Annotated in this window: 17 protein-coding genes and 1 pseudogene; 11 read left to right on the top strand and 7 right to left on the bottom strand. The window is 70.8% G+C overall.

Annotated features, from left to right (window positions below; genetic code table 11):
- Window positions 1-247 precede the first annotated feature (247 nt).
- The gene (locus ACWD68_RS35295; RefSeq protein ID WP_451810545.1) at window positions 248-463 is read left to right on the top strand and encodes a hypothetical protein; all 216 of its coding nucleotides are present in this window, start codon (window positions 248-250) and stop codon (window positions 461-463) included.
- 156 nt (window positions 464-619) lie between these two features.
- Complete coding sequence (locus ACWD68_RS35300) at window positions 620-940, top strand: hypothetical protein (protein WP_451810546.1); 321 nt, start codon at window positions 620-622, stop codon at window positions 938-940.
- Window positions 941-954: 14 nt separating this feature from the next.
- Here ACWD68_RS35300 and ACWD68_RS35305 read toward each other — a convergent pair whose 3' ends face one another.
- Window positions 955-1,422, bottom strand: a complete 468-nt coding sequence (locus tag ACWD68_RS35305; RefSeq protein ID WP_451810547.1) for a hypothetical protein — start codon at window positions 1,420-1,422, stop codon at window positions 955-957.
- A gap of 157 nt (window positions 1,423-1,579) precedes the next feature.
- Complete coding sequence (locus tag ACWD68_RS35310; protein WP_451810548.1) at window positions 1,580-3,025, bottom strand: serine hydrolase domain-containing protein; 1,446 nt, start codon at window positions 3,023-3,025, stop codon at window positions 1,580-1,582.
- Window positions 3,026-3,377: 352 nt separating this feature from the next.
- Between ACWD68_RS35310 and ACWD68_RS35315 the strand changes: the two genes are divergently transcribed.
- Entirely contained in the window at window positions 3,378-4,994 is a 1,617-nt protein-coding gene (locus ACWD68_RS35315) for a serine/threonine protein kinase (protein WP_451810549.1), read from the top strand.
- A 23-nt stretch (window positions 4,995-5,017) separates the two neighbouring features.
- Here ACWD68_RS35315 and tgmB read toward each other — a convergent pair whose 3' ends face one another.
- Window positions 5,018-5,971 (bottom strand): ATP-grasp ribosomal peptide maturase, encoded by a 954-nt coding sequence (tgmB, locus tag ACWD68_RS35320; protein ID WP_356466923.1) that lies wholly within the window; start codon window positions 5,969-5,971, stop codon window positions 5,018-5,020.
- A gap of 15 nt (window positions 5,972-5,986) precedes the next feature.
- A complete protein-coding gene (tgmA, locus tag ACWD68_RS35325; RefSeq protein ID WP_451810550.1) occupies window positions 5,987-6,178 on the bottom strand; it encodes a putative ATP-grasp-modified RiPP in 192 nt (63 codons plus the stop codon).
- A gap of 252 nt (window positions 6,179-6,430) precedes the next feature.
- Between tgmA and ACWD68_RS35330 the strand changes: the two genes are divergently transcribed.
- The 7 genes from ACWD68_RS35330 (at window position 6,431) to ACWD68_RS35360 (ending at window position 15,027) form a co-directional block, all read left to right on the top strand.
- The gene (locus tag ACWD68_RS35330; protein WP_451810551.1) at window positions 6,431-7,459 is read left to right on the top strand and encodes a hypothetical protein; all 1,029 of its coding nucleotides are present in this window, start codon (window positions 6,431-6,433) and stop codon (window positions 7,457-7,459) included.
- A gap of 434 nt (window positions 7,460-7,893) precedes the next feature.
- Window positions 7,894-8,946 carry a BMP family lipoprotein gene (locus ACWD68_RS35335; RefSeq protein WP_451810552.1) on the top strand — a complete coding sequence of 351 codons (1,053 nt, stop codon included), beginning with the start codon at window positions 7,894-7,896 and terminating at the stop codon, window positions 8,944-8,946.
- Between the two features lie 243 nt (window positions 8,947-9,189).
- A complete protein-coding gene (locus ACWD68_RS35340; RefSeq protein ID WP_451810578.1) occupies window positions 9,190-10,881 on the top strand; it encodes an ABC transporter ATP-binding protein in 1,692 nt (563 codons plus the stop codon).
- The gene (locus tag ACWD68_RS35345) at window positions 10,881-12,005 is read left to right on the top strand and encodes an ABC transporter permease (RefSeq protein WP_451810553.1); all 1,125 of its coding nucleotides are present in this window, start codon (window positions 10,881-10,883) and stop codon (window positions 12,003-12,005) included. The genes ACWD68_RS35340 and ACWD68_RS35345 overlap by 1 nt, the downstream gene beginning before the upstream one ends.
- The gene (locus ACWD68_RS35350) at window positions 12,002-13,267 is read left to right on the top strand and encodes an ABC transporter permease (protein WP_451810554.1); all 1,266 of its coding nucleotides are present in this window, start codon (window positions 12,002-12,004) and stop codon (window positions 13,265-13,267) included. Before ACWD68_RS35345 ends, ACWD68_RS35350 begins: the two co-directional genes overlap by 4 nt.
- Window positions 13,264-13,677, top strand: a complete 414-nt coding sequence (locus tag ACWD68_RS35355; protein ID WP_451810555.1) for a cytidine deaminase — start codon at window positions 13,264-13,266, stop codon at window positions 13,675-13,677. Before ACWD68_RS35350 ends, ACWD68_RS35355 begins: the two co-directional genes overlap by 4 nt.
- 66 nt (window positions 13,678-13,743) lie before the next feature.
- Window positions 13,744-15,027, top strand: coding sequence for a thymidine phosphorylase (locus tag ACWD68_RS35360; protein ID WP_451810556.1), 1,284 nt, complete (start codon window positions 13,744-13,746; stop codon window positions 15,025-15,027).
- A gap of 61 nt (window positions 15,028-15,088) precedes the next feature.
- Here the strand turns inward: ACWD68_RS35360 and ACWD68_RS35365 are convergent, their stop codons facing one another.
- Window positions 15,089-16,009, bottom strand: coding sequence for an AEC family transporter (locus tag ACWD68_RS35365; protein WP_451810557.1), 921 nt, complete (start codon window positions 16,007-16,009; stop codon window positions 15,089-15,091).
- Window positions 16,010-16,194: 185 nt separating this feature from the next.
- Between ACWD68_RS35365 and ACWD68_RS35370 the strand changes: the two are divergent.
- A pseudogene (locus tag ACWD68_RS35370) lies at window positions 16,195-16,371 on the top strand (STAS domain-containing protein); the annotation flags it as partial.
- A gap of 39 nt (window positions 16,372-16,410) precedes the next feature.
- On the opposite strand, the gene ACWD68_RS35375 reads toward ACWD68_RS35370, so the two are convergent.
- Together ACWD68_RS35375 and ACWD68_RS35380 are read right to left on the bottom strand one after the other, a co-directional pair.
- A complete protein-coding gene (locus tag ACWD68_RS35375; RefSeq protein ID WP_451810558.1) occupies window positions 16,411-17,499 on the bottom strand; it encodes a sigma-70 family RNA polymerase sigma factor in 1,089 nt (362 codons plus the stop codon).
- A 139-nt stretch (window positions 17,500-17,638) separates the two neighbouring features.
- Window positions 17,639-18,916 (bottom strand): MFS transporter, encoded by a 1,278-nt coding sequence (locus tag ACWD68_RS35380; protein WP_451810559.1) that lies wholly within the window; start codon window positions 18,914-18,916, stop codon window positions 17,639-17,641.
- Between the last annotated feature and the right edge of the window lie 13 nt (window positions 18,917-18,929).

An 18,929-nucleotide genomic window follows, 5' to 3' on the forward strand; every position in this document is an offset into this window, starting at 1 on the left:
ACCAGAAACGTCCCGACTGAGTCCAACAGTGCAGACCCGTCCTCCGGTGCAGGTCACCCCTACCTTGAAAAACGATTCCTCCCGGGCCTGAAGGCTCGGGGCTCCTCGCTAGATCCCGCTGAGTACAACCACTTCACGTCGGCCGCTCCACTGTCCCGCCGCCGTGCGCGAGCATTGTCCGGCGTGCGGATCGCCCGTGCCGGCCCGTCCGGATGCGCGGCGCGCCGCGAAGGACGATCCTGGAGACATGTCCGGACGGGCTCCTTTGGTTGTGCATCCGGCCCTGGATACCAGTGGCCGCCAGGTGACCGCGCGGGGTGAGAACCTCGGCGTGGCGTTCTCGGACGAGGACCTGATGGAGTTCCTCGGCCGGGCCGGTCTGCCGGACGCGGAGGATCTGCTGGACGATCCGGCATGGGTGAAGTGGCGCGGAGGCCAGGCGCACTTCTACGGAGCCGGATAGCGGGCCGGGACCGCCGGGAACACGCCGGGGCGTCGGGCGGAGATCGCCCGGGGTGCCCGGCCGTCGCGTTGCTCCGAACGGGGGGCGCGCTCACTCGACCCGGTGGGCGGTCGCGGGGGCGCGTTCCACCGGCACGGACTCACACGTTGCTCCGGCATGGACAGCACTCACAAAGCGTTGCGCCACGTTCCCGTTCGTGCGGGTGCCGGTACCCGCACGAACGGGAACGGGAGCGCCGGCACGGTGACGGGCATCGGCACCGGCAGGCCCTACGGCGATCCGGTCGGCCGTCAGGGCGGCAGGATCGGCCACCCTGCCACCCATCCGCCGATCTACGCCCAGCTCGTCGCGGAGTGGCGGGCCGAGGGCCGTGGGGTCCCGGAACCCCGCGAGGTGCTGTGGGCCACCTTCGCGACCCCCGTCGCGGAAGGGGCGAACGACGGATCCGTCCCGCGGTCCCCGTACGCCGGGGCCTGACCGGCTGGTGAGCGCTACTGCGCGGCCGGGGGCTCCAGGACAGCCAGTGTGCCGTTGGCCTGGCGCAGCGCCAGCTCCAGGGAGAGGTCGGAGTGCAGGGCGCCCGTCCCGTCCGGCGGGATGATCCACTCCAGGGGTCCCGCGGAGCGGTAGGGCGGCGGTACGGCGATCCAGGAGCCCTTGCCGAGGTGGCGGAGTCCCGACCCCACCCACCGGCTGGCCGGGTCGGGGGGCAGGAAGAAGCCGACGCGGTGGGCCGCGCAGTCGACCAGGGTGGGCCCCGGCACCTGGACCGGGTCGGACCACAGGATGTCGAGGGCCAGCAGGCCGAGCTGCTCGGGCACGCTCAGCACGTCCCAGTAGCGCCCGGCCTCCAGGAGTACACCGCCGTTCCCCTGGTCCCACTCCCGTTTGCACGCCCTCGGATTCGTGGCCGCCGCCGCGAGCCACTCCACACTCTGCATCCACATCGCGTTGGTCATGGATCACCCCGGGATATTCCCCTCAGCTCGGCAGGCGCGGAGGGAGGCACGGGCCGAGGGCCCGCAGTTGTCCGTCAGGCCCTCGGCATATGCATGTTGGTAGATATCTCCACATGGCGGAAGGGGTGGCGCGGTATGGCGTTTCCCGATGACCGTTCTACGACGGCTGCGACGGTGCGCGGAGCGATGCCAGGGAGGGGGCGTGGAGCGGGGTCGTGTGCCAGCGCGCCGTGAACGTGCGGTCCGGAAGGGAGCAGGTCACGGTCATGCGGTGCGGGGTCTCCAGGAACAGCACGTCGACGCGCAGGGTGCCCGGGTCGGTCCAGCCCCCGCTCACCGCCGTGGGCGTCGGGCCGGGATCGACGGTCCAGCCGGTTCCGCCGAGCCGCAGCTCGGACCGCCGGTCGCCCTCGACCAGGGTGACGAGCCGGCCCTTGTCGCCCTCGGCCACGACCACTCCCGTCAGCGTGCGCTGGTCCGCGCAGACGCCGCCGTCCGGCACGAAGACCGTGTCCGACCAGGCGTCCGCGGGCTCCGGCGGCTCGGGCTTCGCCTCGACCGGCGGCAGGGCGAGCCGGGCGAGCCGTCGACGCAGCGCACCGTCGGCCCCGCCCCCGGCCGGCAGTGGTGCCGAACCGAACGCCGGCAGCAGATGCCGCCACATCAGGTCCAGCACCTCCTGCAACCGGTCGGTCGCCGCCGTCGTCGCGATCACCGCGTCGTGCTCGGGCAGCACGACGCAGAACTGGCCGTACGCCCCGTCGCCGCGATATCCGTGCCGCGCCCGCCAGAACTGGAGTCCGTAGCCCTGCTGCCAGTCCGACCGGGCCCCCTCGGGGGTGCCGTCCGCGTTCGCGACATGCGCGCGGGACGCCTCCGCGATCCAGGAGGCCGGCAGGAGCCGCCGACCCTCCCAGACACCTTCGCGCAGATACAGCTGCCCGAGCCGGGCGATGGCGTCGGTCGCGGCGTGGAGCCCGCTGAAGCCGATCTCCCGGCCGGCCCGGTTCCGCGTCCAGGCGGTCTCCCCGATACCCAGGGGGTCGAACAGCCGGGGCCGCAGATACGCGGTCAGCGACAGACCGGTCACCCGCTGGACGATCGAGGCGAGGGTGTAGGTGGCGGACTGGTTGTACGCGAACACGGTGCCGGGGTCGCGGTCCGGCGGGATCAGCAGGAAGCCGCGTACGGCCTCCTTGCGGTCGAGCCGGACCGCGTCGGCCCAGGTGTCGGTGAGGTGGCCGCTGGCCATGGCCGCGACATCCCGGACGAGCATGGCGCGGCTGCGCGGATCGGTGATGTCGGCCTCGAACTCGGGGAAGTACGAGATCACCGTGTCGTCCAGGTCCAACAGGCCCTCGGCCGCGGCGAATCCGGCCGCCGTGGACGTGAAGCTCTTGCTGAGCGAGTAGAGCAGCTGGATGCGCTCGGGCGTGTACGGCGCCCACCAGCCGGAGGCGACGAGGTGCCCGTGACGCAGGATCATGAGGCTGTGCGGTTCGATGTCCGGGGCGGCCTCGACGGCGTCGAGGAACGCGGTGATGCCCGAGGCGTCGACTCCCTGCTCGGCGGGCGGACTGACAGGCAGCGGACGGGCACTCATACGGACGGCCTCCGGGTGGCTCGGGCGGTGGACGGCGACTGGGCACGATGATCAAGGGCATTGCTTGCAGGTGGCATCTTTCCCGGACGTCTCTCCCATGTCCATGACCGACGGCGACAGCACGCCCGGGTTCCAGCTCCGGCACCAACTCCCTTCTCCAGCAGGCGACATGCCGAGCATCGACTGTGCGGTGAATCAGTAGGAAACACGGCCTGAACTGTTCGTACGAGTGCGCGACAACGGCGCGGCCGAGCAGAAACAGATATTTCGATCCGTCTCCCGTTGAACACTCTTCGTCACGCCGTGCGTATTTCCGGGAAAGGTGAGGCCGGGCACGCAGCGAGGGATGACGATGGTGAAGGCGCAAGACTCCGCGGGCGAGTTGATCGCCGGGAGGTACCGGCTGCTCGAAGTGGTCCTGCGGGAAGAGGGCCGGGCCTGCTGGCACGGTGAGGACATCGCCTTCGGGCGGCCGGTCGTTCTGACCTGGACCCGCCTCGCGGAGCACCGTCGCGAGGGGGCGCGTGAGCCCGCCGCCGACCGGATCATGCGCGCGGCCGAGATCCTCGGACCGGCCTGCCCCGGCGGGGTGGCCGCGGTGCTCGACGTGGTCGAGGAGCCCGGCTTCGTGTGGACCGTCACCGAGCGGCCCCCGGGCGCCCCGTTGACCGAGCTCCTCGGGCGCGAGCCGCTCGATCACGTGCGGGCGGCCCGCGTCGGGCTCGGTGTCCTCGATGTCCTCACCGCCGCCCATGGCGAGGGAGTCCACCACGGCGAACTCGGCCCGAGCCAGGTGTGGGCCGACGAGCACGGCACGGTCACGGTGACCGGGTTCGGAGTGACGGCGCCCACTGACTCGACGCGCGTCACCTCTCCCTCGTACGCCTCCCCCGAACAGGCCCGTGGTGAGGGCGGCGCACCCGCGGCGGACCTCTGGGCGCTGGGCGCGATGATGTACGCGCTCGTCGAGGGCCGGCCGGCCGTTCAGGACCGGGGGCAGATGGACGCCACGCTCCGGGCCGTGGACCGGCTGCCGGTCAGGGCCCCGGTGAGCGCCGGCCCGCTGGCGCCCGCGATTCAGGGCCTGCTGCGCTGGGACCCAGTGGAGCGGGTGCCCGAAGCCGTCGTACGCGAGGCACTGACACGCATCCTCCGGCAGAACCTCGAAGAGACCACGCCGCCCGAGGAGCTGCCCGGGTTCCCCGATCCCGGCGAGGACCTTCTCGAGAGGGACGCGGACGAGGGGCGCACCCGGCGAGGCCGGTTCGCCGGTCGGCCGGTTCTGCTCGGCGGGGCGCTCGCCGCCACGGTCGTCGCCCTCGCGGTGCTCGCCGCGGTGGACGGGCTGCCGGGCGGCGACGACACGTCCGCGTCCGGCTCGGCACCGTCACGGACGGCCTCCGGCACACCGTCCGCGCCCTCCACCGGTTCCGGCGCGCGCCCCGGCGGGACGCCCTCGGCGTCCGTCACGCCGTCGCCCTCCCCCACCGCGGGCGCGACGGTACCGGCCGGCTTCTCCCTCTACCGGGCGCCCCAGGGCTTCGCCGTCGCCCTCCCACGGGGCTGGAAACCCCTGGAGACGCAGTCGTCCGACGACCTCGCCTACCGGGTGACCTTCGGCGCGAGCGGTGATCCGCGCACGCTGGCCGTCACCTACAGCACCCAGCTGGGTCCGGACCCCGTCGCCGTCTGGAGCGACCTGGAGCCCGCCCTGCGCGCCGTCTCCACCGGCTACGAACGGGTGGGCGACATCCGGCCGGTGACCTATCGCGGCCGGAAGGGCGCCGACATGGAGTGGTACTCCGTGTCCCGGGGAGAGCAGGTGCGCACCTTCGGCCGCGGCTTCCTCATCGGCGGCAGCCGGGGCTTCTCCCTGCGCTGGACGACGCCGGCCGACGACTACGGCACCAAGGCCAACCGGCAGGCGCTGGACGTCTTCCTCAAGTCCTTCCAGCCGAACGCCAACTGAATCAGCGTCACTCCGTATTCATGTCAATGCCCTTCCGGGATACGGAAGTCGGGTCTGCGCTGGGCCAGCCACAGGGCGACCTCCTCGGCGATGGGCTGCCCGGTCTCCAGCTCGACGAAGCCGAACTGGCCTCCCTGGTTGCACTCCAGGAACCACCAGATGCCCTCCGCGTCCTCGGCGAAGTCGAAGGCGGCATAGGCGAGTCCGGTGAAGGCCAGGTAGTCGTGGACGGCGCGGGCGATGCGATCGGGCACCGGTGCGGGCTCCCAGCCGTTCCCCGTCTCGCCGAATCGCCCGTCGACCTGACCGGGCTCGGCCGCCTTGCGGGCGGCGAACAGCCGGGTACCGATGCCGGTGAGCCGGATGTCGGCACGCTTGGGAATGTAGCGCTGGAGCAACGCGGGGCCCGCCGCCACACCGGAGAAGTCCGTGTCGGGTCCGACCAGCGTGGTCGGCAGGGCCGCCGGGGGCTCGCCGGGCGGCGGCCCCGAGGCGGACTTCACCACCACGTCCCGGTGCTCCTGGACGAACTGCTGGGCCACCCGAGGAGCGGTCGTGATCACCGTGGGCGGCACCGCGAATCCGCTGGTGTGGGCCACCCGCAGCTGCCAGGGCTTGTGCCGGGCCTGCTCGGCACGGCGCGGGTGGTTCATCCAGCGGGTCGAGGCCGAGTACAGCATGCCGAACAGGGCTTGCCTGGTCTCGGCGGTGAGCCACGCGGAGGGTTCGGCGGCATGGGCCGCCGGCTCGCCCGGCCTGCGCACCCACACGGAGCGCAGGCCTCCCATGCTGAGCACATGGCCGTTGACCGACAGATAGCCGTCGAAGTCACCGTGGGCGTAGTCGGCGGACAGCACCGCCTTGCCGGGCAGGTCGGCGGGATCGAGGCGCACCATGGGCACGCCCCGCTCATGCAGTTTGGCCACCACCATGTCGGCGGTGACGTCCTGCTCGGCCGTGAGTATGAGAACCGTCATGCGCGCGGGCTTCCGTCAGTCGTCGAAGTGCGTCTGGGAACCGGCCGTCGACGTCGTGGTGCCGGTCGCCATCAGCAGCGCGCGATCACTGACGGCCGGGCGGCCGTCGGGCAGCACGTTCAGTTGCAGGGACACGTCGAAGTGGTACGGGGGTATTGCGGCCGACTGCCCTGAGGGCAGGGCGTAGTTGAGAGTGAACGGTCGCACGAAAGATCCTCCCGCGGTCGCACGATGGTCGATACCCACCCGTACGTGACACGGCCGTAAGGAATTCATCACTTTCTGCCACATCGGGGTGAAGGTCATCACATCGCGTCGTTTCTGGGTTTGCACATTTCGGATTTACTGGGGTGTCCGCTGGGCCGCGGTCTCCGAGTGTCACCTTGATTCCACGCAGACCTTAGGCCATAGCTTCATCCTCCGTGACATCAACGCCCCACCACCCCAGGAGAGTTCCCGGTGACCGAAGCCATCACCTCATCCGAAGACGCCGTCGAGCAGACCGACGTTCCGGACCTCATCGAGCGCGACGCGCACGACTTCGGCGCCTACGCGCGCAACGGTGGCTGGGCCTTCGCGCTCAAGGTGGCGCGCAGCGTCCGTCCCGGCGGACAGTCCGCCGACGACACGCCCAAGGTGTCCGCGAAGGAGTTCGCGGAACTGGCCGGATGTTCTCCCGAGCGCGTCATGCGCTACTACAAGGCCTGGGACAGGGCCGCCGACGACGGGCTGGTCCCCCACTTCGAGACCCTGGTCCCCGGCGAGGACGTCGAACTGCCGGACGGGGAGGCCTGGTCGGCCTACTACGCTTCCCGCTCCAGTGCCGCCTCGGAGCGCGGCACCGCCATCACCCAGGCCGCCGAGGCCGAGGGCATCCGTCCCACCAAGGCCCTGGAGGTGGCCGAGAACCCGACCGCACTGCGGGCCGCGATCCTCGCCGACCCCTCCACCGCCAAGGCCGCGCGGTCCGCGCTGCTGGACCGGGTGAAGGAAGACCCGGCGCTCCAGACCGAGTTGGCCCGTGACATCGCCCGCACGGAGGAGCTGAAGAAGGCGGTCGCCACCGAGAACCGGGCGGCCGACCGCATCGGTTATGTGCGCCAGATCGCGGAGAAGGGCCAGATCAGGACACCGGCCGGGCAGACCCTGGACGCTCCGGCCGAGCTGCGCTCCGAGGCCGAGCGGCACCTGTCCCTCCTCGACGAGCTCGACGAGGGCGAGGACGCGGGTGAGTGGGCCGCGGAGGCGTACGACACCATGAAGAACCTGGTCGTCGAGACGGTGGAGGCCGATCCCGAACTGCGCGTCCAGGAACGCCGGACGAAGTTCTACAGCAGCCTGCAGAAGGCCACGAAGGTCTTCGAGGAGCTGACGTTCGACGACGCCGACGACATCTACGAGGACGACATGGTGCAGCGCCTGGAGGAGCTCCAGCAGGCGATCGGCACCGCCATCGCGGCGCTGCGCGGGGCGGCCGCCCGGGACTGAGCGGGCCGCGGGGCCGCGCGGGGACGGGGGGTGTCCCCCCGCCCCCCGGGGGGGGCGGGGGGGGGGGGGGGGGGGGGGGCCCCCGGGGGGGGGGGGGCGCGGGGGGGTGGGAAAACACCCGGGCGCCCGCGGGGGGGGGGGCCCCCCCCCCCCCCCCCCCCGCGGGCCACCCTACCTCGCCCTTCGGGTCCCTGGGGGGCGTCCGGGGGGCCCCCCCCGGGCCCCCCCCCGTTCCGCTGTCCTTTCGCGGGGTCACCCACCGCCACAGGTCCTTTGCGGTCGGCAAGACCCGGACCCGCGGACACGTGGCGTCGGGCACAGCCGGATAACAAGGTGGACAGAAGGGGTTTTCTAGTTGGTCTACGCGCGTTAATCTGCGGCGAAGCCAGCGCCGAAGCTGAACCGTCGGGCGCTGTATGACAGGAGCACATGTAATGCGCCGGGTTACCCGCATCGCGCTCGCAGGTACTGCGACCGCCTCTCTCGCCCTCGCTCTGTCCGCCTGTGGCGGCACCTCCACCTCGAGCTCGTCCTCGTCGGACGCGAAGGGTGACAAGGGCCTCGCCATCGCGTACGACGTCGGCGGCAAGGGCGACCAGTCGTTCAACGACGCGGCGTTCGAGGGTCTGAAGAAGGCCAAGGGCGAGTTCAAGTACGACACCGCCGACGTCGAGCCCACCGACGGCGAGACGGACGCGGACAAGGAGCAGCGCCTGGTCTCGCTGGCCAAGCAGGGCTACAACCCGGTCATCGGCATCGGTTACGCCTACGGTCCGGCCGTCAAGGCCGCCGCGGCGAAGTTCCCGAAGACCACCTTCGGCATCGTCGACGACTCCACCGTCGAGGCGAAGAACGTCGCGGACCTGGTCTTCTCCGAGCAGGAGGCCTCGTACCTCGCCGGTGTCGCCGCCGCCAAGGCCACCAAGACCAACACCGTCGGCTTCGTGGGCGGCGTGGATGTTCCGCTGATCCACAAGTTCGAGGCGGGCTTCGAGCAGGGTGTCAAGGACACCAAGCCCGGCGTCAAGGTCCTCTCGCAGTACCTGACGCAGACCGCCCAGGAGGGTGGTTTCTCCAGCCCCGACAAGGGCAAGACGGCCGCCGAGGGCCAGATCGAGAAGAAGGCCGACGTCGTCTACGCCGCGGCCGGTCTGTCCGGTCAGGGTGTCATCGAGGCCGCCTCCGCCAAGAAGGTCCTGGCCATCGGTGTCGACTCCGACCAGTACCAGCAGGAAGCGCTGGCGAAGTACAAGGACTCGATCCTGACCTCCGCCACCAAGGACGTCGCCAAGGCGGTCTACAGCCTGGCGAAGTCGGTCGAGGACGGCAAGCCCGAGAGCGGTATCGTTCGGGGCGATCTGAAGTCCGGTGAGGTCGGCCTGGCCGATTCCAACCCGGAGTTCAAGAACAACACCGCGATCCAGGACGCCGTCAAGGCCGCCCAGGAGAAGATCATCAGCGGTGCGATCAAGGTCAAGACCAGCTGACGAGCAGGACCTCAGGAGCAGCCAATGCGGTCCCGGGGAAGTTCGGGCAAGTCTCTGTGCCGTCCGGCACGGAGAGGCGCCTGTTCCGCCCCGGAGTCGCTTGGTAACCGCGGGGTTACGTCCGCTCAACGGGATACGAGGAGTCTGGCTCCCCGTATCCCGTTCTCGCGGCGCGTGGCCCCTTTCGTTGCCGTAGGGGCGCTACGCGCGTAGACGACCCCCTTTCCCTCAGGAGAGTGCGCCATCAACGCGTCCAGCAGCCCTCCGGCCGGCGCGGTCAACGGTCAGGCGACCGCTGTCGAACTCGCCGGGATCACCAAGCGATTCCCTGGTGTCGTGGCCAACCACGACATCCACCTCAGCGTCCGCAAGGGCACCGTGCACGCCCTCGTCGGCGAGAACGGTGCCGGCAAGTCGACGCTGATGAAGATCCTCTACGGCATGCAGAAGCCGGACGAGGGCACCATCGCCGTCGACGGTGAGAAGGTCACCTTCTCGTCGCCCGCCGACGCCATCGCCCGCGGCATCGGCATGGTCCACCAGCACTTCATGCTGGCCGACAACCTCACCGTCCTGGAGAACGTCGTCCTGGGCAGCGAGAAGCTGTACGGCATCGGAGGCAAGGCCCGCCGCAAGATCGTGGAGCTCTCCGAGCGCTACGGCCTCGGGGTCCGCCCCGACGTCCTGGTCGAGGAGCTCGGCGTCGCCGACCGGCAGCGCGTGGAGATCCTCAAGGTCCTCTTCCGCGGTGCCCAGATCCTGATCCTGGACGAGCCCACCGCCGTCCTCGTGCCGCAGGAGGTCGACGCGCTCTTCGACAACCTGCGCGAACTCAAGGCCGAGGGACTGTCGGTCATCTTCATCTCGCACAAGCTGGGCGAGGTCCTCTCGGTCGCCGACGACATCACGGTCATCCGGCGCGGCACGACGGTCGGGACCGCCGTTCCGTCCGAGACGACCCCGCGTCAGCTCGCCGAGCTGATGGTCGGCAGCGAACTGCCGACGCCGGAGACGTCCGAGTCGACGGTCACCGACCAGGCCGTGATCGAGGTCGACGACCTGACGGTCTTCGCCAAGGGCTCGGTGTCGATGGGCAAGAGCTCGGCGAGCCTGCTCATGGACCAGGTGGAGCGCGGCGCCGTGCGGCTCGTGCTCGACCATGTCTCCTTCACCATCCACGCCGGTGAGGTGATGGGTATCGCCGGTGTCGAGGGCAACGGCCAGACCGAACTCATCGACGCGCTGATCGGCCTCAAGGGCGCCGACTCCGGCGTCATCCGCTTCCAGGGCGACGACATCACCGCCCTGTCGACGCGCAAGCGCCGCGAGGGCGGCATCGGCTACATCCCCGAGGACCGCCACCGCCACGGCCTCCTCCTGGAGGCCCCCCTCTGGGAGAACCGCATCCTCGGCCACGTCACCGAGGCGCCCAACGCCAAGGGCGTCTGGCTCGACATCAAGGGTGCCCAGAAGGACACCCGCCGCATCGTCGAGCAGTACGACGTGCGCACGCCCGGCATCGACGTCACCGCGGCCTCCCTGTCCGGCGGCAACCAGCAGAAGCTGATCGTCGGCCGCGAGATGAGCCACAAGCCGAAGTTCCTCATCGCCGCCCACCCCACCCGCGGTGTGGACGTCGGTGCGCAGGCGCAGATCTGGGACCAGATCCGCGAGGCGCGCCGCGAAGGCCTCGCCGTCCTGCTGATCTCCGCGGACCTGGACGAGCTGATCGGCCTGTCCGACACGCTCCGGGTGATCTACAACGGCAAGCTGGTCGCGGACGCCGACCCGGCCACCATCACCCCGGAGGAACTCGGCTCGGCCATGACCGGCGCCGCCTCCGGACACCTGGAGAACGAGGAGCTCGCCGAACAGGCCGAGCTCGAAGAGCCCGCCGAGACCCCGGCAGACGCCCCGGAAGACGAGGCCCGCTGATGAAGAAGTTCGACAAGGAGCGCCTGCTCCTCGGGGTGGCCGGACCGGTCATCGCGCTCGTCGTCGCCGTGGCGCTGACCTCGGTCGTGCTGATCGCGTCGGGCAAGAACCCGATCGAGCCGTACACGCTGATGTTCCAGCAGGCGACGTACTCCGACATCCAGGTCCTGATCATCAACCAGGCCTCGCTGTACTACATCGCGGCGCTGGCGGTGGCCATCGGCTTCCGGATGAACCTGTTCAACATCGGTGTGGACGGCCAGTACCAGCTCGCCGCCATGATGGCCGCGATCGTCGGCGCGCATGTCGCGCTGCCGGCCGCGCTCCAGGTGCCGCTGCTGATCCTGACCGCCGTCTGCACCGGCGCCTTCTGGGCCGGTATCGCCGGTGTCCTCAAGGTCACCCGCGGGGTCAGCGAGGTCGTCGCGACGATCATGCTCAACGCGATCGCGACCTCCGTCATCGCCTACCTGTGGCTGCCCGACGTCTTCGGCGTCAAGCTCGGCAACAACAACACCACCGGCGTGATGCACAAGTCGGGCTGGATTCCCGGCTTCAGCATGGGCGACGCGGGCGAGATCTACGGTCTGGTCATCCTCGCGGCGGTCCTCGGCATCGGCTACTGGATCGTCCTCAACCGCACCCGCTTCGGCTTCGACCTGCGCGCCTCCGGCGCCTCCGAGTCCGCCGCCGCGGCCAGCGGTGTGAACTCCAAGCGCATGGTGCTGACCGCCATGCTGCTCTCCGGCGGCCTGGCGGGTCTCGCGGGCCTGCCGATCCTGCTCGGTGACACGCACACCTACAGCCTGAACTTCCCGACCGGTATCGGCTTCCTGGGCATCGGCATCGCACTGCTCGGCCGCAACAGCCCCGTCGGCATCGCCTTCGCGGCCCTGCTGTGGGCCTGGCTCGAGAAGGCCTCGCCCGAGCTCGACTTCCACGGGTACGACAAGGAGATCGCGGTCATCATGCAGGGCCTGATCGTGATCTCGGTCGTCGTCTCCTACGAGGCCGTGCGCGAGTGGGGTCTGCGCCGCCAGCAGCGCCGCGTCGGCGCGGAACTCGCCGCGGGCCACGCCCTCGGCGCCACCGACAACACCGAGAAGGAGGTGGCTGGCCGATGACCACCGCAACCGACGTCAACCAGCCCACGCTGCAGCCCGCGGCTCCCAAGGGCCGCCGGCTGTCGCTCCCCGTCCTCCTGCTGGTGATCGCGGGCGCCCTGGCGCTGACCTCGATCGTCCGCATCATCACCGGCGCCGACGGCATCACGAACGTCAGCCAGATGTCCACCGCGCTGGAGCTGGCCGTCCCGATCGGCCTGGCCGGTCTCGGCGGTCTGTGGGCCGAGCGCTCGGGCGTCGTCAACATCGGCCTCGAAGGCATGATGATCCTCGGCACCTGGTTCGGTGCCTGGGCCGGCTACCAGTGGGGCCCGTGGACCGGCGTCCTGATCGGCATCATCGGCGGCGCCGTCGGCGGTCTGCTGCACGCGATCATCACGGTCACCTTCAACGTCAACCACATCGTCTCCGGTGTGGCCATCAACATCCTGGCGCTCGGTGCCACCCGCTACCTCTCCCCGCTCGCCTTCGAGGGCGTCCAGGGCGGTTCGGCCAAGCAGTCCCCGCCCGTCGAATCGCTCGGCCACTTCACCGTGCCAGGGCTCTCCGACTGGCTCACCACCCTGAATTCCAAGGGCTGGTTCTTCGTCTCGGACATCGCGGGTCTGCTCGGCGGCCTGGTCACCGACGTCTCCTGGCTGACCCTGATCGCCATCGCGCTGATCCCCGCCACCTGGTGGATCCTGTGGCGCACCTCGTTCGGTCTGCGCCTGCGGTCCTGCGGCGAGAACCCGATCGCGGCCGAGTCGCTCGGTGTGAACGTCTACAAGTACAAGTACCTGGCCGTGATCATCTCCGGCGGTCTGGCCGGCCTCGGCGGTGTCTTCCTCTCCATCGTCGCCAACCCCTTCTACCTGGAGGGCCAGACCAGCGGTCGCGGCTACATCGGTCTCGCCGCGATGATCTTCGGCAACTGGATGCCCGGCGGACTCGCCCTGGGCGCGGGCCTGTTCGGCTACACCGACAGCCTCAACCTGCGCGGCGGCTCGGAGAACGTCCACGCCCTGCTGCTGCTCGGCGCCATCCTGCTCGCCATCGGCGCGATCTGGCTCGCGGTCAAGAAGAAGTACGTGTCCGCCGTCATCACCCTGGTCGTCGGCGTCCTCGTGTTCCTCTGGTACTCCATGACCAACGAGGTGCCCAACCAGATCGTCTCCGCCACCCCGTACGTCATCACCCTGCTCGTCCTCTCACTGTCGGCGCAGCGACTGCGCATGCCGAAGGCGGACGGCCTGCCGTACCGGAAGGGACAGGGCAAGTGACCTCCGCCGGCGCGGACTGCGCGAGCGTCGACTGGGAGGAGCTGCGGGAGGTGGCCCGTACGGTGATGTCCCGCGCGTACGCCCCCTACTCGGGCTACCCGGTCGGCGCCGCCGCCCGCGTCGACGACGGCCGGATCGTCTCCGGCTGCAATGTCGAGAACGCCTCCTACGGCCTCGGCCTGTGCGCCGAGTGCGGTCTGGTCTCCGAGCTGCACACCACCGGCGGCGGCCGGCTGACGCACTTCACCTGTGTCGACGGGCGGGGCGAGATCCTCGTCCCGTGCGGTCGCTGCCGGCAGCTGCTGTTCGAGTTCGGCGGGCCCGAACTGCTCCTGGAGACCCCGGCCGGAATCGTGCCGCTCTCCGAGATGCTCCCGCAGGCCTTCGGCCCCGGCCATCTCACCAGGTAATGCCCCGCGGCCCCTCCCGATCGACCGATCCCAGGGAGGGGCCGCTTATCTTTTGGAAGGAACGCCATGGCCATGGACGCCGTCTCCGTCATCCGCACCAAGCGGGACCGCGCCGAACTCAGCGATCCGCAGATCGACTGGGTCATCGACGCGTACACCCGTGGCGAGGTCGCCGACTACCAGATGGCCGCCCTCAACATGGCGATCCTGCTCAACGGCATGAACCGCCGTGAGATCGCCCGCTGGACGGCCGCGATGATCGCATCGGGCGAGCGCATGGACTTCTCGTCCCTGTCCCGCCCGACCGCCGACAAGCACTCCACGGGCGGCGTCGGCGACAAGATCACGCTTCCGCTGGCCCCGCTGGTCGCCGCCTGCGGTGCCGCGGTGCCGCAGCTGTCCGGGCGCGGCCTCGGCCACACCGGCGGCACCCTGGACAAGCTGGAGTCGATCCCGGGCTGGCGCGCGCTGCTGTCCAACGAGGAGATGCTGCACGTCCTCGACAGCACGGGCGCGGTCATCTGCGCGGCCGGTGACGGTCTCGCCCCGGCCGACAAGAAGCTCTACGCGCTCCGCGACGTCACCGGCACGGTCGAGGCCATCCCGCTCATCGCCTCCTCCATCATGTCCAAGAAGATCGCCGAGGGCACGGGCTCGCTGGTCCTGGACGTGAAGGTCGGCTCCGGCGCCTTCATGAAGAGCATCGAGGACGCCCGCGAGCTGGCCTCCACGATGGTGGGCCTGGGCACGGACCACGGTGTGAAGACGGTCGCGCTCCTCACCGACATGTCGACGCCGCTCGGTCTGACCGCGGGCAACGCGCTGGAGGTCCGCGAGTCCGTGGAGGTCCTCGCCGGCGGCGGCCCGGCCGACGTCGTCGAGCTCACCATCGCCCTGGCGCGCGAGATGCTCGACGCGGCCGGAGTGAAGGACGCCGACCCGGCGAAGGCGCTCGCCGACGGCTCCGCGATGGACGTGTGGCGCCGCATGATCGCCGCCCAGGGCGGCGACCCGGACGCCGAGCTGCCCACCGCACGCGAGCGGCACGTGGTGAGCGCCCCGGCCTCGGGTGTGCTGACCCGCCTCGACGCGTACGACATCGGTATCGCCGCCTGGCGCCTGGGCGCCGGACGCGCCCGCAAGGAGGACCCGGTGCAGGCCGGCGCGGGCGTCGAGCTGCACGCCAAGCCCGGTGACACCGTCACGGCGGGCCAGCCCCTGCTCACCCTCCACACGGACACCCCGGAGCGCTTCGAGTACGCACTCCAGGCGGTCGAGGGCTCGTACGACATCGCGGCGGCGGGCACGGACTTCACGTCCACCCCGATCGTGCTGGACCGGATCGCCTGATCGCACGTCCGCTCCGCTCCACGACGGGGACCGGCGCCCTCGCGCCGGTCCCCGTCGCGTTTCACCCGAGCACGGCCGCGATCACCACGAGCACCGGCACGGCCAGGATCGTCGAGAGCAGGATCGACTCGCGGGCCAGGGTCTCGCCCACCCGGTAGCGCGAGGCGTACGTGAAGAGGTTCTGCGCGGCGGGCAGGGCCGAGGTGACCACCACGTCGAGCAGCGGCGCGCCGCGCAGACCGAACACCCCGACGGCCAGTGCCCAGGCGGCCAGCGGCTGGCCCACCGACTTCAGCACGACGGACAGCAGCACCGGACCCCGGTCCGAGCCGCGGCCCGGCAGGCTGCTGCCGCACAGCGAGATCCCGAACGCCAGCAGCACCGCGGGCACCGACATGCCGCCGATCAGCTGGAGCGGATCCAGAACCGGGTCCGGCACGGTCAGGCCGGTCGCCGACACCGCGACGCCGCTCAGCGAACCGACCGCGATGGGATTGCGCAGCGGTGTGATCAGCCGCCGCCACAGCGGACCCTTCTCGCCCGCCCCGGACAGGTCGAGGACGGTCAGGGCGATCGGCGTGACCATGATCTGCTGGAACAGCAGCACGGGTGCCACCAGCGAGGCATCGCCCAGCACGTACACGGCGATCGGGATACCGAGGTTGCCGGAGTTGACGTAACTGGAGCAGAGCGCGCCGATCGTCGTCCGGCCGAGGCCCCAGCGGCGTACGGCCCCCACCGCGACGAAGACACCGGCCGCCGCGGCCGTGCTCATCGCCGTGACCAGCAGCCGGCTGGAGAAGATGACCGACAGGTCGGCCTGCGCGAGCGTCGTGAACAGCAGCGCGGGCGACGCCACGTGGAAGGCGAGCTTCGTCAGCACCTCCCGCCCGTTGTCCCCGAGGTGGCCCCGCCGCCCGATGACGTATCCGACGCCGATGACGACGGCGATGACCGCGAAGCCCGTCAGCACGCCCTGCACGGCGCCTCCTCGGCGGGGAGGAAGCCGTCGGATATCGCGGGCGGAACTGATTCATGGGGCATGCATCCAACCCAACGGGGAGGAGCGGGCGCAGGTCAATGTGATCCTCCGCGCCGCCCGCGATGAGTTCCGTGTCCCCGGACGGTCTACTGACCGTGGATTCCGCGACACCCGCCGTACTCGTGATGCCAGGACTCGTCACCCGGGACGAGGTGCCCCGGCTCTGCGACGACGTCCGCGCGCTCCTCGAGGTGACCGGGGCCGGGGTCGTGGTCTGCGATGTCGCGGGCCTCGGGCCGCCCGGCCTCGCCGCCGTCGACGCCCTGGCGAGACTGGAGCTGGCGGCCCGCCGGGCCGGAGGCCGGATACGGCTGCGCGACCCGGACCCGGCCCTGCGCGCCCTACTCGACCTGGTCGGCCTCCGCTTCGAGATCTCCGACAGCTCCGGCTCCCGCGTCTCCGTGAGCGCCGACGGCCCCGGGACCTTCGGCCCCTTCGGATCCGTCGAGGTGGAGGGGGAGCCCGAAGAGCGGGAACCAGCGGGCCGTGTCCAGGAAGCAGTGGAACCCGGTGATACGGCCCTTTGAGATCTCCAGCGCCTGCACCGCCCAGGGGGTGTAGCCGCCCGCTTCCTCGTCCGGCTTGTACTGGGCGAAGCCCGGCAGGCCGTTGACCTCGACCGGGATCAGGCGCGATCCGGCGCAGGCGGCGCCCAGCGTCGTCATGAAGCCGGTGATGTCGTCCGTACCGCGCAGCCACAGGTCGAACGGCGGCATCGTCATGATGGCGTCCTCGTGCAGGAGCGCCGTCAGAGCCGTCATGTCGTACCCCTCGAACGCCGCCACATAGCGCTCCAGGAGCTTCTGCTGCTCCTCGTCGAGCGGGTCCGAGGTGGCGGCCTCCGCGCCCGCCCCGTCGCGCTCGGCGAGGGTGGCGCGGGCCCGCTGGAGCGCGCTGTTGACCGACGCGACCGTGGTGCCGAGCAGTTCGGCGACCTCGCTCGCCCGCCACGCGAGCACCTCGCGCAGGATGAGCACCGCACGCTGCTTGGGCGGCAGCTGCTGGAGGGCCGCCATGAAGGCGAGCCGCACCGACTCCTTGGCGACCGCGGCCTCCGCCGGGTCACCGGCCGCGAGCGGCAGCACACGCGCGTCGGGCATCGGCTCCAGCCAGGTGTTGTCCGGGCGGGGGGTGAGCGCCGCCTGGGCGAGCGGCGAGGGGGCCGTGAGATCCATCGGACGAGCCCTTCGGTTGCTCGCGTTGAGCATGTCCAGGCAGACGTTCGTCGCGATCCGGTACAGCCAGGACCGCATCGAGGAACGGCCCTCGAACTTGTCGTAGCTGCGCCAGGCGCGGACCATCGTGTCCTGCACCGCGTCCTCGGCCTCGAAGGACGAGCCGAGCATGCGGTAGCAGTACCCGGTCAGCTCGACCCGGTGCTTCTCCAGCCGGACGTCCAGGTCTGCCGTCGTCGCCGTACCGTCGCTCATAGCCAACCCACCCCTGTGGCCGTTCCGTTCCGCGCGTCGTTGCGCCAGCACTTCGGAAGCTACCGCAGCCCACTGACAATGGCGTGCGGAGCGAGGAAAGGCGCAGCTCACAGGAGGTGTGTCGGAGAGGGGTCCGGGCTCAGTGGGCCAGGGCAGGCGCGCGGCGGGAGGCGGTGCGCGCCGCGTGGGAGCCGAACAGGGTGATCGAGACGACGCCCAGAACCGCGAGCAGGCCCATGGTCACCGTGCCCGCCCAGCCCCCCGCGTGGAAGGCGACCGCGCCGAGCGTGCTGCCGGCGCTGGAGCCGATGTAGTACGCGGACTGGTAGAGCGCCGAGGCCTGCGCCCGCCCCTCGCGCGCGGTGTGGCTCACCGACGACGACGCCACCGCGTGGCCCGCGAAGAAGCCCGCCGTGATCAGGACCAGACCGAGCAGGACCAGCGCCAAGGAGTCCCCGAGGGAGAGGAGCAGACCGGCGGTCGTGGTGCCGCCCGCCAGATAGAGGGAGCCGCGGCGGCCGACCCGGCCGACCAGACGGCCCGCCGTCGACGCCGACACCGTACCGACCAGGTAGACCAGGAAGATCGAGCCGACGATGCCCTGGGGGAGGGAGAAGGGCGCCTCGCCGAGGCGGTACCCGATGACCGTGTAGACCCCGCCGAACACCGTCATGAACAGCGCGCCGATCGCGTACAGCCGGCACAGCAGCGGGTTGGCGAGATGGTCGCGCACCGTGCGGGCCAGCACCCGCGGACGCAGCGAACCCCGCGCGAAGTGCCGCGGCGCCGGGAGCAGCAGCCGGAAGGCCACCGCGCAGGCCACGGCGATCAGCCCGATGGTGCCGACGGCCACCCGCCAGCCCCACTCCTGCGCGACCCAGCCGGTGATGACCCGCCCGCTCATCCCGCCGACGCTGTTGCCCGCGACGAACAGACCGATCGCGGTGATCAACGCCTTGGGGCGGACCTCCTCCGCCAGATACGCCGTCGCCGACGCCGGAAGACCCGCCAGCGCCGCACCCTGCACCGCCCGCAGTGCCACCAGCGCGCCGATCGACGGCGCGAAGGGGACCAGGAGACCGACGGTGACCGCCACGGCCAGGGACGCCGTCATCACCGTACGCCGCCCGAAACGCTCCGACAGCGCGCTCATCGGGAGGACGAAGAGCGCCAGCCCGCCCGTCGCGGCCGACACCGTCCAGCTCGCCTGGCTCGCGCTCGCCCCGAAGTCCGCGGAGACCAGCGGGAGGAGGGCCTGCGTGGAGTAGAGGAGCGCGAAGGTCGCGACGCCCGCGAGGAAGAGAGCGAAGCTCATCCGGCGGTAGCCGGGCCCACCGGGGGCCATACGGGAGTCGGTGACAGGGACGGAGGATGCGGCGCCCACGACTGTGGACGCCTCGGTACTGGCGGAAGGCATGCTTCGAACCTAA

The organism is Streptomyces sp. NPDC005141 (assembly GCF_053599975.1).

Excerpts from the sequence above, each read along its gene's own strand:
- ACWD68_RS35295 (WP_451810545.1), top strand. The coding sequence starts at position 248 with ATGTCCGGACGGGCTCCTTTGGTTGTGCATCCGGCCCTGGATACCAGT.
- ACWD68_RS35300 (WP_451810546.1), top strand. The coding sequence starts at position 620 with ATGGACAGCACTCACAAAGCGTTGCGCCACGTTCCCGTTCGTGCGGGT.
- ACWD68_RS35305 (WP_451810547.1), bottom strand. The coding sequence starts at position 1,422 with ATGACCAACGCGATGTGGATGCAGAGTGTGGAGTGGCTCGCGGCGGCG.
- ACWD68_RS35310 (WP_451810548.1), bottom strand. The coding sequence starts at position 3,025 with ATGAGTGCCCGTCCGCTGCCTGTCAGTCCGCCCGCCGAGCAGGGAGTC.
- ACWD68_RS35315 (WP_451810549.1), top strand. The coding sequence starts at position 3,378 with ATGGTGAAGGCGCAAGACTCCGCGGGCGAGTTGATCGCCGGGAGGTAC.
- tgmB (WP_356466923.1), bottom strand. The coding sequence starts at position 5,971 with ATGACGGTTCTCATACTCACGGCCGAGCAGGACGTCACCGCCGACATG.
- ACWD68_RS35335 (WP_451810552.1), top strand. The coding sequence starts at position 7,894 with ATGCGCCGGGTTACCCGCATCGCGCTCGCAGGTACTGCGACCGCCTCT.
- ACWD68_RS35345 (WP_451810553.1), top strand. The coding sequence starts at position 10,881 with ATGAAGAAGTTCGACAAGGAGCGCCTGCTCCTCGGGGTGGCCGGACCG.
- ACWD68_RS35350 (WP_451810554.1), top strand. The coding sequence starts at position 12,002 with ATGACCACCGCAACCGACGTCAACCAGCCCACGCTGCAGCCCGCGGCT.
- ACWD68_RS35360 (WP_451810556.1), top strand. The coding sequence starts at position 13,744 with ATGGCCATGGACGCCGTCTCCGTCATCCGCACCAAGCGGGACCGCGCC.
- ACWD68_RS35375 (WP_451810558.1), bottom strand. The coding sequence starts at position 17,499 with ATGAGCGACGGTACGGCGACGACGGCAGACCTGGACGTCCGGCTGGAG.
- ACWD68_RS35380 (WP_451810559.1), bottom strand. The coding sequence starts at position 18,916 with ATGCCTTCCGCCAGTACCGAGGCGTCCACAGTCGTGGGCGCCGCATCC.